This is a genomic window from Acidovorax sp. CCYZU-2555, assembly GCF_018413525.1.
Classification (GTDB): domain Bacteria; phylum Pseudomonadota; class Gammaproteobacteria; order Burkholderiales; family Burkholderiaceae_C; genus Comamonas.
Genome location: NZ_JAHCDD010000118.1, coordinates 1 through 12725, shown reverse-complemented (window position 1 = coordinate 12725; position 12725 = coordinate 1). Strand labels below are relative to the sequence as shown.

At 67.1% G+C, this 12725-nt stretch carries 13 protein-coding genes; 5 read left to right on the top strand and 8 right to left on the bottom strand.

The features are described 5' to 3' along the window. The 8 genes from KHY18_RS25695 to KHY18_RS25660 form a co-directional block, all read right to left on the bottom strand. Positions 1-1193: FAD-dependent oxidoreductase (locus KHY18_RS25695; protein ID WP_213306897.1), on the bottom strand; the 1193-nt coding region annotated here is incomplete at its 3' end. Further along, entirely contained in the window at positions 1186-1932 is a 747-nt protein-coding gene (locus KHY18_RS25690) for an ABC transporter ATP-binding protein (RefSeq protein ID WP_213306895.1), read from the bottom strand. The genes KHY18_RS25695 and KHY18_RS25690, both read right to left, overlap by 8 nt. A gap of 5 nt (positions 1933-1937) precedes the next feature. After that, a complete protein-coding gene (locus KHY18_RS25685; RefSeq protein WP_213306893.1) occupies positions 1938-2831 on the bottom strand; it encodes an ABC transporter permease subunit in 894 nt (297 codons plus the stop codon). After that, the gene (locus tag KHY18_RS25680; protein WP_213306891.1) at positions 2828-3820 is read right to left on the bottom strand and encodes an ABC transporter substrate-binding protein; all 993 of its coding nucleotides are present in this window, start codon (positions 3818-3820) and stop codon (positions 2828-2830) included. The genes KHY18_RS25685 and KHY18_RS25680 overlap by 4 nt, the downstream gene beginning before the upstream one ends. A gap of 20 nt (positions 3821-3840) precedes the next feature. Continuing rightward, positions 3841-4848 (bottom strand): NrtA/SsuA/CpmA family ABC transporter substrate-binding protein, encoded by a 1008-nt coding sequence (locus KHY18_RS25675; protein ID WP_213306889.1) that lies wholly within the window; start codon positions 4846-4848, stop codon positions 3841-3843. A 26-nt stretch (positions 4849-4874) separates the two neighbouring features. Then, positions 4875-5597 carry an ABC transporter ATP-binding protein gene (locus KHY18_RS25670; RefSeq protein WP_213306888.1) on the bottom strand — a complete coding sequence of 241 codons (723 nt, stop codon included), beginning with the start codon at positions 5595-5597 and terminating at the stop codon, positions 4875-4877. Next, positions 5594-6454, bottom strand: coding sequence for an ABC transporter permease subunit (locus tag KHY18_RS25665; RefSeq protein ID WP_213306886.1), 861 nt, complete (start codon positions 6452-6454; stop codon positions 5594-5596). The genes KHY18_RS25670 and KHY18_RS25665 overlap by 4 nt, the downstream gene beginning before the upstream one ends. Positions 6455-6589: 135 nt before the next feature. Next, complete coding sequence (locus KHY18_RS25660; protein ID WP_213306883.1) at positions 6590-7114, bottom strand: low affinity iron permease family protein; 525 nt, start codon at positions 7112-7114, stop codon at positions 6590-6592. A gap of 219 nt (positions 7115-7333) precedes the next feature. On the opposite strand from KHY18_RS25660, the gene KHY18_RS25655 reads away from it, so the two are divergent. From KHY18_RS25655 to KHY18_RS25635, 5 genes are all read left to right on the top strand, one after another. Continuing rightward, a complete protein-coding gene (locus KHY18_RS25655; protein ID WP_213306880.1) occupies positions 7334-7822 on the top strand; it encodes a DUF421 domain-containing protein in 489 nt (162 codons plus the stop codon). 204 nt (positions 7823-8026) lie between these two features. Beyond that, positions 8027-9223, top strand: coding sequence for a serine hydrolase domain-containing protein (locus KHY18_RS25650; RefSeq protein WP_249729386.1), 1197 nt, complete (start codon positions 8027-8029; stop codon positions 9221-9223). A gap of 177 nt (positions 9224-9400) precedes the next feature. Next, on the top strand, positions 9401-10519 hold the full coding sequence (locus KHY18_RS25645) for a Re/Si-specific NAD(P)(+) transhydrogenase subunit alpha (protein ID WP_213306874.1): 1119 nt from the start codon (positions 9401-9403) through the stop codon (positions 10517-10519). A 49-nt stretch (positions 10520-10568) separates the two neighbouring features. Further along, positions 10569-10907 (top strand): NAD(P) transhydrogenase subunit alpha part 2, encoded by a 339-nt coding sequence (locus tag KHY18_RS25640; RefSeq protein WP_213306871.1) that lies wholly within the window; start codon positions 10569-10571, stop codon positions 10905-10907. After that, positions 10904-12391, top strand: coding sequence for an NAD(P)(+) transhydrogenase (Re/Si-specific) subunit beta (locus KHY18_RS25635; protein ID WP_213306869.1), 1488 nt, complete (start codon positions 10904-10906; stop codon positions 12389-12391). The genes KHY18_RS25640 and KHY18_RS25635 overlap by 4 nt, the downstream gene beginning before the upstream one ends. The last annotated feature ends 334 nt before the right edge of the window (positions 12392-12725 follow it).

Below are 12725 nucleotides of genomic sequence, written 5' to 3'. Positions count from 1 at the left end.
GCCTGGCCCAGCGGCTGCAGCGCCGTGCTGGTGGGGCCGCGCCGCAGCGCGAAGTCGGCCGCGGCGCGCGCCGCCCAGTGGGCCGACGACAGCGCCCAGGCCGAGTTCTGCGCGCCGCCGCCCGAAATGGCGCCGGCCACGAGTTCGCGCGTGGCCGCGTCGCCGGCCGCATACAGGCCAGCCACGCCCACGCCGCAGTCGGCGCCGGTCACGCGCAGGCCGCCCGTGCCGCGAATGGTGCCGTCGGTGTGCAGCGTGATTTCGAAGCGATCGCGCCAGGGGTCGATGCCCCGGCGGTCGAACGGCAGCATCACATTGGGCGAGATCGTGGGCAGCCATTGCCGCACCTGTTCGGGCATGCGGTCGAAGCGGCAGAACACCGGGCCCTGCAGCAGCGCGCGCGCGAGCGCACGGCTGTTGTCGGGGCCGGCGGGAATATCCAGCGCCCGGCCGCCCGCATCGGTGTAGCTGCCGTAGGCGTACGACATGGTGCGCGTCATGTTGGAGCGCAGCGGCGCCACGGTATAGGCGGCCGTGAACTCCATGCCCGACAGCGTGGCGCCGGCCTCGGCGCCCATCAGATAGCCGTCGCCGGTGTTGTTGTGCGCGCCCAGCAGGTGGGAGCGAAAGCTGGTGCCGCCCGTGGCCAGCACCACCGCGCCGGCGCGAATCTGCCAGGCGGCATTGCCGCGCTGGCGCTGCACGCCGCGCGCGCCCGCGATCGCGCCGTCGCTGGCGCGCAGCAGTTCGAGCGCGGGCCAGTGGTCGAGTATGCGCACGCCCAGATCGAGCGCCAGGCGGCGCAGCGCGGCCAGATATTCGGGGCCGCGCAGACCGCGGTATTGCAGCGCGCCGGCTTCGTCGCGCGGAAAGTCGTAGTGGCTGGCCAGCGTGGGCAGCACGCGCCAGGTGAGATCGATCACCGCCGCCATCCATTGCGCATCGCCCAGGCCGGCTGCGCCCCGATTGCGCGCGGCAATGGCCTCGGCCCGCGCTTCGGGCGCGACCCACCAGTGGCCCGGGCCGGCCGTGGCCGTGACGCCGCTGGTGCCGCAGTAGCCCTTGTCGACCAGCAGCACGGCCGCGCCCGCGCGCGCGGCGGCGATCGCGGCCCAGGCGCCGGCCATGCCGCCGCCTATCACCAGCACGTCGGTCTGGAGTTCGGCGCGGTCGTGCGATGCGGCTTCAGGCATATGCGGCCTCGCGAATGTCGGCGGTGGTGGCCGGTGCGGGCCGCACGCCCAGCCAGGCCAGCAGCTGGCCGCGCATGGCGTTGAAGTCGGTATGCTCCACGGCGCGCGGATGCGGCAGTTCGACGCGCAGTTCATGGCGTATCACGCCTTCGTCCATGACCAGCACGCGGTCGGCGAGCAGCAAGGCCTCCTCCACGTCGTGGGTCACGAGCAGGATGGCGCAGCGGTGGCGCTGCCACAGCACCTTCACCAGTTCTTGCGCCTTGGCGCGCGTCAGCGCATCGAGCGCGCCGAACGGCTCGTCGAGCAGCATCAGATCGGGCTCGCGCACCAGTGCGCGCGCCAGCGACGCGCGCTGGGCCTCGCCGCCCGAAAGCACCTTGGGCCAGACGTCGGCGCGGTGGCTCAGGCCCACTTCCTCGAGCGCGGCCAGTGCGCGCCCGCGGTCGGGCCGGCCGGGCAGGGCCAGGGCGACATTGCGCCACACGCGTTTCCACGGCATGAGGCGCGGCGCCTGGAACGCCACGGCGCGCTTGACCGGCACTTCGACGCTGCCCGAAATATCGTGGTCCAGGTCGGCCAGGATGCGCAGCAGCGTGCTCTTGCCGCAGCCCGAGCGGCCGATGAGCGCGACGAATTCGCCGGCATGCAGATCGAGATCGAGGTTGTCGATCACGGCGCGCTCGCCGAAGCGGCGCGTGAGGCCGCGCACGCGCACGGCAGGAGTCGATGTGCTCATGGCGTTCATGCTCCGATGAATGCCGGACGCCAGGCCAGCAGCAGGCGCTCGAGCGCGCGCACGACCAGATCGACGACCAGGCCCAGCAGCGCATAGACCACCAGGCAGACGACGATCACATCGGTCTGGAACATTTCGCGCGCCGTGCTCATGAGGTAGCCGACGCCTGCCGTGGCATTGATCTGTTCGCCGAACACCAGGGCCAGCCACGACACCGCGAGCGCATAGCGCAGGCCCACCAGCGCATTGGGCAGCGCGCCGGGCAGCACCACGTGAATCACCATGGCTGTCGGCGAAAGGTTCAAGGTGCGGCCGGCTTCCACCAGCGCCTGGTCCACATTGCGAATGCCTGCGTAGACGTTGAGGTACAGCGGAAACGCCGTGGCCAGCGCGATCAGCGCGACCTTGGGTTCCTCGCCTATGCCGAACCAGATGATCAGCAGCGGAATCAGCGCGACATTGGGCACGGTGCGCAGCATCTGCAGCACCGAGTCGATCAGGTCTTCGCCCAGCCGCGTGAGCCCCGACAGCACGGCGAGCACGATGCCTATGCTGCCGCCTATGGCCAGGCCCAGCAGCGTGCGCTGCAGCGAAATGAGAATGGCATCGGGCAGTTCGCCCGAAGACCAGAGCGCCGCGGCCGAAGACAGCACGGTCTGCGGCCCGGCCAGCACTTCCGAAGGCAGCATGCCGGTCACCGACAGCACATACCAGATGGCCACCAGCAGCACGGGCCCGGTCGCGCGGCGCACGATGCGCGGCACGCCGCGGCGCAGCGTCGAGGTGGGAACGATGCGCTGCAGTTCTATGGCCTCGGCTGGTGCGCGCCGCTGCACCGCCGCCGGAGCGTGATCGCGCAGCGTGGCCGGGCGCGCCAGGTTCAGATCGAGCGCGCTCATGCGAGGCTGGCGATGGGCAGATCGCGGTAGACGTATTGATTGAAGTCGATGGGGCCACGCAGCACGCCGGTCTCCAGCCATACGGCATGGGTGCGCTGCAGCCGCGCGACAAAGGTGTCGTCCACGGGCACGCGCTTGTACGCCGAGTTTTCTTCATGCAGCGACGCCACGACCGACTTGTCCTGCTTGCTGAAGGCCGCGTACCAGGCGATGTAGGCCTCTGGATTGGCGCGCGCCCATTCATAGGCCTTGTCGGTCAGCCGGGCGTAATGCGCGATGGCCGCGCGCTTGCCCGGATCGGCGACCGCGGTGCGCGTGGCGCTGAGCACCGATTGCCCGCTGTTGATGCCCACGCCGTCGTGCAGCACGCGTGCGCCCAGCGCGCCCACGGTGCGCGCACGAAAGATGCCCCAGATCGCCCAGGCATCGATGCTGCCCGCGCCGAAGGCCGCGCTGGCGTCGGTGGGCGACAGGAATGCCAGCTTGACGTCATCGAGCGCAATGCCGGCTTCCTTCAGCACGCCCACGGTCGTGAAATGCGCCACGCTGCCGCGCGTGGTCGGCGAAATGGTCTTGCCGCGCAGATCGGCGATCGACTTGATGTCGCTGTTCTTGCGCACCAGCAGCGACGTGCCCTTGCCGCCGTTGGTCCAGCTCGCAACGGCCAATATGCGCGATCCGCCCGCGATCGCGCTCACGGTCGGCGAGTCGTTGGCGCTGCCTATGTCGGTGGCATCGGCCTTGAGGGCTTCGTGCAGATTGACGGCGGCCGCGTAGTTGGACCATTCGATCTTGTAGGGCACGTCGCCCAGCAAGCCGGCCGCGCGCAGCAGGCCTTGCGAGGCGCCGGTCTGGTCGCCCACGCGCAGCGTGACCTTGCGCAAGTCTGGCGCGGCCTGGGCCAGCGCAGTCAGCGGCAGCGCGGCCGTCGCGGCCAGGGCCGCGCCGGCATGCAGAAGGCGGCGGCGGGATGGATTGCGGTCGTTCATGGAAGTCTCCGGGTTCGGGGTCACAGGCGTGCGAGGTGGTCTTTGACGGCCACTTTTTGCGGCAGGATCTTGCGGTCCGAAAGCCAGTCGGCGGCTTTCTGGAATTTCTGCAGGAAAGCGGCGTCCTGCACGCCGTAGATTTCCCAGCGGCGCTTGTAGCTGGCCTGCTGGTCGCGCACCGCGTCGCTGTAGCCGGCCTCCTTCTGGGCCAGGGTCTCGGCTTCGAGCGGATGGGCTCCGGCCCACTTGGCCTCGGCGGCGTAGGCCGCGTTCACCGCGCGCACGATCTCGGCGTTCTCTTCGGAGAAACGCCGCGTGGTGACAAAGGAGTTGAAGTCGATCAGGAAGTCGAGATCACGCCCTTCGAAGAACACATCGTGGGCCTTGTACTCGGAGCGCGCGATGTCCACCGCCGGGCTCCACATCGACCAGGCATCGATCTTTCCCTGCGAGAACGCCGGGCCCGCGTCGGGCGGATTGAGGTAGACGAACTTCACCTTGCTGCGGTCTATGCCGTGCTTTTCGAGCGCCGCCACCAGCAGGAATTCGCCCAGGCCCGAGCGGTTGACCGCGACCGACTTGCCCACCAGATCGCTGACCTTGTCTATGCCCGAGCCGTCCTTGGCGATGATCGCCGTGCTGCGCGGCTCGACCACGGCGAACTGCGTGAACACCAGCGGCGAGCCGGCGAGCATCGCGGCCAGCGCGGGCGTGGTGCTGCCGCCAAAACCGAAGTCGGCGCTGCCGCCGGTGACGGCCTGCAGCGACGGCGCATGGTTGGGAAACGGGCCGATCCATTCGACCTTGATGCCGTCGCGCGCCAGTTGCTTCTCGAAGTCGCCGCGCACCTTGGCCAGCAGCGGCAGGCCGCCGCGTCCCCAGCCCAGGCGCACGGTGTCGGTCGTGCGGCCGGGCTTGCGCGCCGTGCCCTGGGCATGGGCCGGCAGCACCGCCGCGGCGCCGGCACCGATCAATGCGGCCTGTACCAGGCTGCGGCGGGAAGGGGAAAATGAAGCGTCGAAGGGCATGGTGGTCCAGGTGAAAGAAAGGAAATTCAGGCCGCGGCCAGCGCGTGCGACTCCACGCCCAGCTCGCCGAGCAGGCGTTCGCGCAGGGCGACGGCATCGGGATGGGCGCGGTGCGTGCCGGCCTCGGGCGACACCGCGTATTCGCTGGCGATGGCGCCGGCGCGCATCACCAGCACCCGGTCGCCCAGCGCCACGGCTTCGTCCACGTCGTGGGTCACGAGCAGCACGCCGGGGCGGTGGCGCGCGACCAGTTGCTTGACCAGGCCTTGCATGCGGATGCGCGTGAGCGCGTCGAGCGCGGCGAAAGGTTCATCGAGCAGCAGCAGGCGCGGCTCGCGCACCAGCGCCCTGGCCAGCGCCACGCGCTGGGCCTGGCCGCCCGAAAGATTGCGCGGCCAGTCATCGAGCCGGTCGCCCAGGCCCACTTCGGCCAGCGCGGCTTCGGCCAGCGGCCGGCCCGTGGCGTCATCGAGACCCAGCGCCACGTTGCGCCACAGCGAATCCCAGGGCAGCAGCCGGTGTTCCTGGAACACCACCGCGGGCTGGCGCGGGCCGTCGATGCGGCCGCCGTCCACGGCGTCGAGTCCGGCCAGCGCGCGCAGCAGCGTGGTCTTGCCGCAGCCGCTTTCGCCCAGCAGCACGACGAACTCGCCGCGGCGAATGCGCAGATCCAGGCCGTCGATCACGGTGCGCTCGCCATAGCGTCGGCGCAGACCGTGAACATCCACGGCAATATCAGCGGCGTTCATCGGCGGCCTCCCGCGGCATAGTTGGGATGCCAGGCCAGCAGCCGGCGCTCGAGCAGGCGGGCGACGGCATCCGACAGCACGCCGATGGCCGCATAAATCATGATGGTCAGCACGATCACATCGGTGCGCAGGAATTCGCGCGCGTCCATGGCCAGAAAGCCTATGCCCGAACTGGTGGCAATGGTTTCGGCCACGACCAGCGCGAGCCAGGCGACCGCGAGCGCATAGCGCACGCCCGCGAGAATGGAGGGCAGGGCGCCGGGCAGAACGATGCGGCGTATGAGTTGCCGATTGTTCAGGCCCGTGACCTTGCCCAGCTCCAGCAGCTTGGGGTCGACCTGGCGTATGCCCAGCACCGTGTTGATGTAGATGGGAAACATCACGCCCAGCGACACCAGGAAGATCTTGCCGCCTTCGTCGACGCCGAACCAGACGATGACCAGCGGCAGCACCGCCAGAAAGGGAACGGCGCGCACCATCTGGATGCTGCGGTCCAGCAGGGCTTCGGCCAGCCGCGAGAAGCCGACCGCCGTGCCCAGCAAGAAGCCTATGCTGCCGCCGATGACGAAGCCGGTCGCGGCGCGCAGCAGGCTGGTGAACAGGTCGCTGATCAGCCGGCCTTGCTGTATCAGGTCCCAGGCCGTATTGGCGATCTTGCTGGGCGCGGGCAGCACCTGGGGCGATACCTGGCCCGCGCGTGCCGCGAGTTCCCAGATGAGTACCAGCAAGGCGGGCGCGAGCCAAGAGATCGCGACCAGGGCGCCAAGGCCCAGCCGCCGCGGCGCGGGCCGGGCGCGCTGTGCGCAGTGGACGGTGGCTCCCGCAGGGACCGTGGGAGAGAACGGCAAGGAAGACATGGACTCTTTCCGATGGGCAAGAGCCTGCAGACTAGAGTCAAGTCATCCGAAACCGAAATAATAAAATCGTTTTAATATAGAAAAATTACATGTTTTATAGCGCCGCCTGCCGCTGGCGCAACCCGTGGTTTGCCGCTAGCTCGTGCGATCGAGCCGTTCCGGCATGCCTTCGTCGTCTATCGAATAGGCTCTCCTGTCGCTGCCGCCCTGCTTGGCGCGGTCGGCGAGGCGGGTGTAGAAGTCGGCGACTTCACGCAGATCCTGCTCGTCGAGGTCTTCGATGCCAATCATGCGGTTGCTCGCATGGCGGTTCGCCGCGAGCAGCTCGTTGAGCTTGAGGTGCACGGCCACGCTGTCCTTGTTCTGGCTTTGCTGTATCAGGAAGACCATCAGAAATGTCACGATGGTCGTCAGCGTGTTGATGACCAGTTGCCAGTTTTCCGAGTAGTTGAACGCCGGCCCGGTGAGCGCCCATACCAGCACCACGCCCAGCGCCAGGCAGAACATGGTGGGCGAGCCTGCCCAGCGCGTGACGCGCGAAGCGAAATGGTCGAAAGCGGTCTGCAGACCCGAGTGGGTCGCATACGAAGGACTGTTGGTCGAAGGCATGGAGCCCAGGGCGTCCGTGCCGTCCGGCGGCTCGATGATCTGTTCTGGCATGGGACTGCTTTCGTGTTGACTGAGGCGCGATAAGGGTTGAACCATTCTCGAGCAGGTCGCGCCGGATGCAGGTCAGGAACCTGGCTTACTTCGCGGAGGCTGGCGTCCTACATCGAGGTCGGGCGCAGTTCACCAAAGTGCTTGATTGGATAGGGGTCATGTGCCGCGCGCGCATTCCGGTCCCTGTTTCGTCAAACGCGGGTCCTTCTGGAGATATGTATGTTCGAGTTGCAAGGCCCCTGGTGGGAGCTGCCGTTGCGCGCAAGCGTTGTCTACCTCGCGTTGCTGGTGCTGGTGCGGCTTTCGGGCCGCCGTACCGTAGGGCAGTTCACGCCGTTCGATCTGCTGGTGGTGATGCTGCTCAGTGAGTCGGTCTCGAACGGGTTGGCCGGCGATGAAAACTCGGTGGGCGGCGGTCTGCTCTCGGCTGCAACGCTGATTGCACTCAATGTGCTGGTGGCGGCGATTTCGGCGCGCAGCACACGCGTTCAGCAGTGGGTCGAAGGGCGGCCGGTGTTGATAGGGCGCGATGGCGAAATCTTCGAGGACGTGCTCAGAAAACACCATGTGCCGCTGTGCGATCTGGAGCGCACGCTGCGCGAGGCAGACTGTGATCGCAAGGATTTGAAGTTCGCGTTTCTGGAGGCCGATGGCCAGATCAGCATTCTGCAGCGCTCGGGGGAGTCAGGCGCGGCTATTGACCGATGAGGTCCATGTTGCCGACACTGGGGAGGGCGTGGCCCTCGCGATCGACGCCTTTTGCATTCCCATCGAAAGGACGTCCCCATGCGCCATCTTGTTTCCCCGATTACCGCCGCCGCCCTGCTGGCGCTGGCCGCGGCCAGCAGCGTGCAAGCGGCGCCGCCCGCGCCGCCGGACGCGGCCGCCAGCGACCCGGTCAAGCTTGGCTGGATGGTGGGCTCGCCGCCGCCGCCCGATAGGCAGCTGCGCTTCGAAGACGGCAGCTACTTCCAGTTTCCGGCGATGCGCTGGAGCGTCGCGCATTTTCGCGAGCTGATGCCGACAATGAACATCTCGCGCGGCACGGGCGCACCCGTGCCCCTGCCGCGCGCGCTGCGCAAGGACATCGACGGCCTGCGCTTCGTGCCGCTGGGCGCTCAGGCGCCGATGACCTGGGCCAACTCGCTCGCAGCCAATTACACCGACGGCATCGTGGTGCTGCACCATGGTCGCATCGTCTACGAGCGCTATTTCGGCGCGCTCGACGAGCGCGGCCAGCATGGCGCGATGTCGGTCACCAAATCGGTCACCGGCACGCTGGGCGCGACGCTGGTGGCCGAAGGCAAGATCGATGCCGACAAGCGCGTCGCCGACTATGTGCCCGAGCTGGCGGCGTCGGCCTTCGGCAATGCCACCGTGCGCCAGGTGCTCGACATGACCACCGGCCTGCAGTACAGCGAAGACTATGCCGACCCGAACGCCGAAGTCTGGGCCTTCTCCCAGGCCGGCAACCCCCTGCCCAAGCCCAAGGATTACCAGGGCCCGCGCAGCTACTATGAATACCTGCAGACGGTGAAGCCCCAGGGCGAGCATGGCGCCGCCTTTGGCTACAAGACCGTGAACTCGGACGTGCTGGGCTGGATCATCGCGCGCGCCACCGGGCGCAATGTCGCCCAGCTGCTGTCCGAGCGCATCTGGAGCCGCCTGGGCGCCGAGCAGGACGCCTATATCTCCGTCGACTCTACGGGCACGCCGTTCGCGGGCGGCGGGCTCAACACCGGCCTGCGCGATCTGGCGCGCTTTGGCGAGCTGCTGCGCAACAACGGCCGCTTCCAGGGTCAGCAGATCATTCCCAAGTCCGTGGTCGACGATATCCGCCGCGGCGGCGACCGCGCGGCTTTCGCCAAGGCCGGCTACGAGCTGCTGCCCGGCTGGAGCTATCGCAACATGTGGTGGGTCACGCACCAGACCGATGGGGCGTTCATGGCGCGCGGCGTGCACGGCCAGCGCATCTATGTGAATCCGCAGGCTTCCGTGGTCATCGCGCGCTATGCGTCCCACCCCGTGGCCAGCAATTCGGCGAACGATCCGACCACGCTGCCGGCGTTCGACGCGCTCGCGCGCCATCTGATGAAAGCGCCGCGCTGACGCCTGCGCGCCAGCTGCGCCCGGGCCGCCGGGTAAGATGGCGCGGCGCAGTGTTCGGACCAGGGCTCAGGCCCTGTCGGCACTTCGCACTGCTCCCGCAAGAAGATGGAAGACAAGGCGCACGCTGGCAATCAGGCTGGCGCGGCGTTGAAAAAAGCCAACTTGAGAGGACGACCGATGCTGATAGGTGTACCCAGCGAGACGGTGGCGGGTGAAGCCCGCGTTGCCGTGACCCCGGAGACAGTCAAGAAACTCAAGGCCCTAGGCCATCAGTTGCGCATCGAATCGGGGGCAGGCCTTGCCGCCAGCGTGACCGATGAAGCCTATGTCGCAGCCGGCGCCGAGATCAGCGATGCCGCCGGCGCCTGGCAGGCCGACCTGCTGCTCAAGGTGCGCGGCCCGACCGAAGCGGAAACTCCCTGGCTGCGCGCCGGCACCACGTTGGTCGGCATGCTCAACCCCTTCGATTCTTCCGGCCTGCAGCGGCTGGCGACGGCGGGCGTGACCGCCTATGCGCTCGAAGCCGCGCCGCGCACCACGCGCGCGCAAAGCATGGACGTGCTGTCTTCCCAGGCCAACATCGCAGGCTACAAGGCGGTGATGATCGCGGCCAATGCTTATCAGCGCTTCTTCCCCATGCTGATGACCGCCGCCGGCACCGTCAAGGCGGCGCGCGTGGTGGTGCTGGGCGTGGGCGTCGCCGGACTGCAGGCGATCGCCACGGCCAAGCGCCTGGGCGCGGTCATCGAGGCGTCCGATGTGCGCCCCAGCGTCAAGGAGCAGGTCGAGTCGCTGGGTGCCAAGTTCATTGAAGTGCCCTACGAAACCGTAGAGGAACGCGAGGCCGCCGAAGGCGTGGGCGGTTATGCGCGGCCCATGCCCGCGAGCTGGCTGGAGCGCCAGAAAGTCGAAGTCGCCAAGCGCGTGGCCCAGGCCGACATCGTCATCACCACCGCCTTGATTCCCGGGCGCGCGGCGCCGGTGCTGGTCACGCCGGAAATGGTGCAGGCCATGAAGCCCGGCTCGGTCATCGTCGATCTGGCCGCGGCGCAGGGCGGCAACTGCCCGCTGACCGAAGCCGACCAGACCGTTCTCAAGCATGGCGTGCTGCTGATAGGCGAGACCAATCTGCCGGCGCTGGTCGCGGCCGATGCCTCGGCGCTGTATGCGCGCAATGTGCTCGACTTCCTCAAGCTGGTCCTGACGCCCGAAGGCGGGCTGCATGTCGATCTCGAGGACGACATCGTCGCCGCCTGCCTGATGGCGCACCAGGGCCAGCTGCGGCGCAGCGCCTGAACGCAGTCCCCCATTCCTTTTGCATCCTCTTCGCTGACCTGGAGGTTCCATGGACGCTGTCTCCCCGACGCTGATCAATCTCATCATCTTTGTGCTGGCCATCTATGTCGGCTACCACGTGGTCTGGACCGTCACCCCCGCGCTGCACACGCCGCTGATGGCCGTGACCAATGCGATCTCCGCGATCGTGATCGTCGGCGCCATGCTCGCTGCCGCGCTGACCGAAACCACGCTGGGCAAGACCATGGGCGTGCTGGCCGTGGCGCTGGCCGCGGTCAATGTGTTCGGCGGCTTTCTCGTCACGCGCCGCATGCTAGAAATGTTCAAGAAGAAGGAACGCAAGCCTGCCGCTGCAAGCGCAGAGAAGAACGAAGGGGGCGCCCAATGAGCATGAACCTCGTCACGCTGCTCTATCTGGTGGCCAGCGTCTGCTTCATTCAGGCGCTCAAGGGGCTGTCGCACCCGACGACGTCGATTCGCGGCAATGTGTTCGGCATGACCGGCATGCTGATCGCCGTGCTGACGACTGCGGCGCTGATCGTGCAGCTCGCCGGCGGCGCCGTCATCGGGCTGGGCTGGGTGCTGCTGGGCCTGCTGGTCGGCGGAACTGCCGGCACGCTGATGGCGCAGCGCGTGGAAATGACCAAGATGCCCGAACTCGTGGCGTTCATGCACAGCATGATCGGCCTGGCGGCGGTGTTCATCGGCGTCGCGGCCGTCGCCGAGCCCTGGGCCTTCGGCATCACGGCGGCGCCCGTGGCCGCCATTCTTGGCGCGAACACGCCCGCGGGCTCGGTGGTGTTCGAAGGCATGGTGGTTCCGGCCATTCCCTACGGCAACCGACTCGAACTGTTCCTGGGCGCGGCGATTGGCGCCATCACATTCAGCGGCTCGGTGATCGCGTTCGGCAAGCTTTCGGGCAAGTACAAGTTCCGCCTGTTCCAGGGCGCGCCGGTGCAGTTCGCGGGCCAGCACTGGCTCAACCTGGCGCTGGGGCTGCTGACGCTGGGACTGGGCCTGCTGTTCGTCGCCACCGAAAGCTGGACCGCATTCTTCGCGATGCTGGCGCTGGCCTTCGTCATGGGCGTGCTGATCATCATTCCCATCGGCGGCGCCGACATGCCGGTCGTGGTGTCCATGCTCAACAGCTACTCGGGCTGGGCGGCGGCCGGCATAGGCTTCTCGCTCAACAACAGCATGCTGATCATCGCCGGCTCGCTGGTCGGCAGCTCGGGCGCCATCCTGAGCTACATCATGTGCAAGGCGATGAACCGTTCGTTCTTCAGCGTGCTGCTGGGCGGCTTCGGCGCGCAGGCAGTCACCGCCTCGGGGGGCGCCAAAGAGCAACGCCCGGTCAAGTCGGGCAGCGCCGATGATGCCGCCTTTGTACTGGGCAATGCCGAAACCGTGGTCATCGTTCCAGGCTACGGCCTGGCGGTGGCACGCGCCCAGCATGCGGTCAAGGAACTCGCGCAGAAGCTCACCGACCGGGGCATCACCGTCAAGTACGCGATCCACCCTGTCGCCGGCCGCATGCCGGGCCACATGAATGTGCTGCTTGCCGAAGCCGAAGTGCCTTATGACCAGGTGTTCGAGATGGAAGACATCAACGGCGAGTTCGGCCAGGCCGATGTCGCCATCATTCTGGGGGCCAACGATGTGGTCAATCCCGCGGCCCATGTCAAAGGCAGTGCGATCTACGGCATGCCGATTCTCGAGGCCTATAAAGCCAAGACCGTGATCGTGAACAAGCGCAGCATGGCCTCGGGCTATGCGGGCCTGGACAACGAGCTGTTCTATATGGACAAGACCATGATGGTCTTCGGTGACGCCAAGAAGGTGGTCGAAGACATGGTCAAGGCCATTGAATAACGGCGTTCCTGCCCCTGCAAAAGCCGGCGCCCGCAGGGCGCCGGCTTTTTTCCTGGTGAGCGGAGGGCGGGAAAATGAAAAAATGATGAAAAAGCGTGGTCAGGCGTTCATCCCTGTGCTACATTTGCACTCCGCTTCGAACACAGCGCTACCGGCAACGGCAGGCTCAAAGCGAAACGGAAAAAGTTGGCCTTGCTTGCCAAAACCGGTTAAAAAACCGGGCTACAATGCAAGGCTGCGCTGCTGAAACAGTTTAATCACTGAGAAAGCGGCGAGAAACTTAAAGTTGACAGGGTCTTTAAAACTGTTGTAGAATTCAAGGCTCAGCTGATCG

What these genes read in the sequence shown, in the direction of transcription:
- KHY18_RS25690 (WP_213306895.1), bottom strand. Translation starts at nt 1,932, where the DNA reads ATGAGCACATCGACTCCTGCCGTGCGCGTGCGCGGCCTCACGCGCCGC.
- KHY18_RS25685 (WP_213306893.1), bottom strand. Translation starts at nt 2,831, where the DNA reads ATGAGCGCGCTCGATCTGAACCTGGCGCGCCCGGCCACGCTGCGCGAT.
- KHY18_RS25680 (WP_213306891.1), bottom strand. Translation starts at nt 3,820, where the DNA reads ATGAACGACCGCAATCCATCCCGCCGCCGCCTTCTGCATGCCGGCGCG.
- KHY18_RS25675 (WP_213306889.1), bottom strand. Translation starts at nt 4,848, where the DNA reads ATGCCCTTCGACGCTTCATTTTCCCCTTCCCGCCGCAGCCTGGTACAG.
- KHY18_RS25670 (WP_213306888.1), bottom strand. Translation starts at nt 5,597, where the DNA reads ATGAACGCCGCTGATATTGCCGTGGATGTTCACGGTCTGCGCCGACGC.
- KHY18_RS25665 (WP_213306886.1), bottom strand. Translation starts at nt 6,454, where the DNA reads ATGTCTTCCTTGCCGTTCTCTCCCACGGTCCCTGCGGGAGCCACCGTC.
- KHY18_RS25660 (WP_213306883.1), bottom strand. Translation starts at nt 7,114, where the DNA reads ATGCCAGAACAGATCATCGAGCCGCCGGACGGCACGGACGCCCTGGGC.
- KHY18_RS25655 (WP_213306880.1), top strand. Translation starts at nt 7,334, where the DNA reads ATGTTCGAGTTGCAAGGCCCCTGGTGGGAGCTGCCGTTGCGCGCAAGC.
- KHY18_RS25650 (WP_249729386.1), top strand. Translation starts at nt 8,027, where the DNA reads ATGGTGGGCTCGCCGCCGCCGCCCGATAGGCAGCTGCGCTTCGAAGAC.
- KHY18_RS25645 (WP_213306874.1), top strand. Translation starts at nt 9,401, where the DNA reads ATGCTGATAGGTGTACCCAGCGAGACGGTGGCGGGTGAAGCCCGCGTT.
- KHY18_RS25640 (WP_213306871.1), top strand. Translation starts at nt 10,569, where the DNA reads ATGGACGCTGTCTCCCCGACGCTGATCAATCTCATCATCTTTGTGCTG.
- KHY18_RS25635 (WP_213306869.1), top strand. Translation starts at nt 10,904, where the DNA reads ATGAGCATGAACCTCGTCACGCTGCTCTATCTGGTGGCCAGCGTCTGC.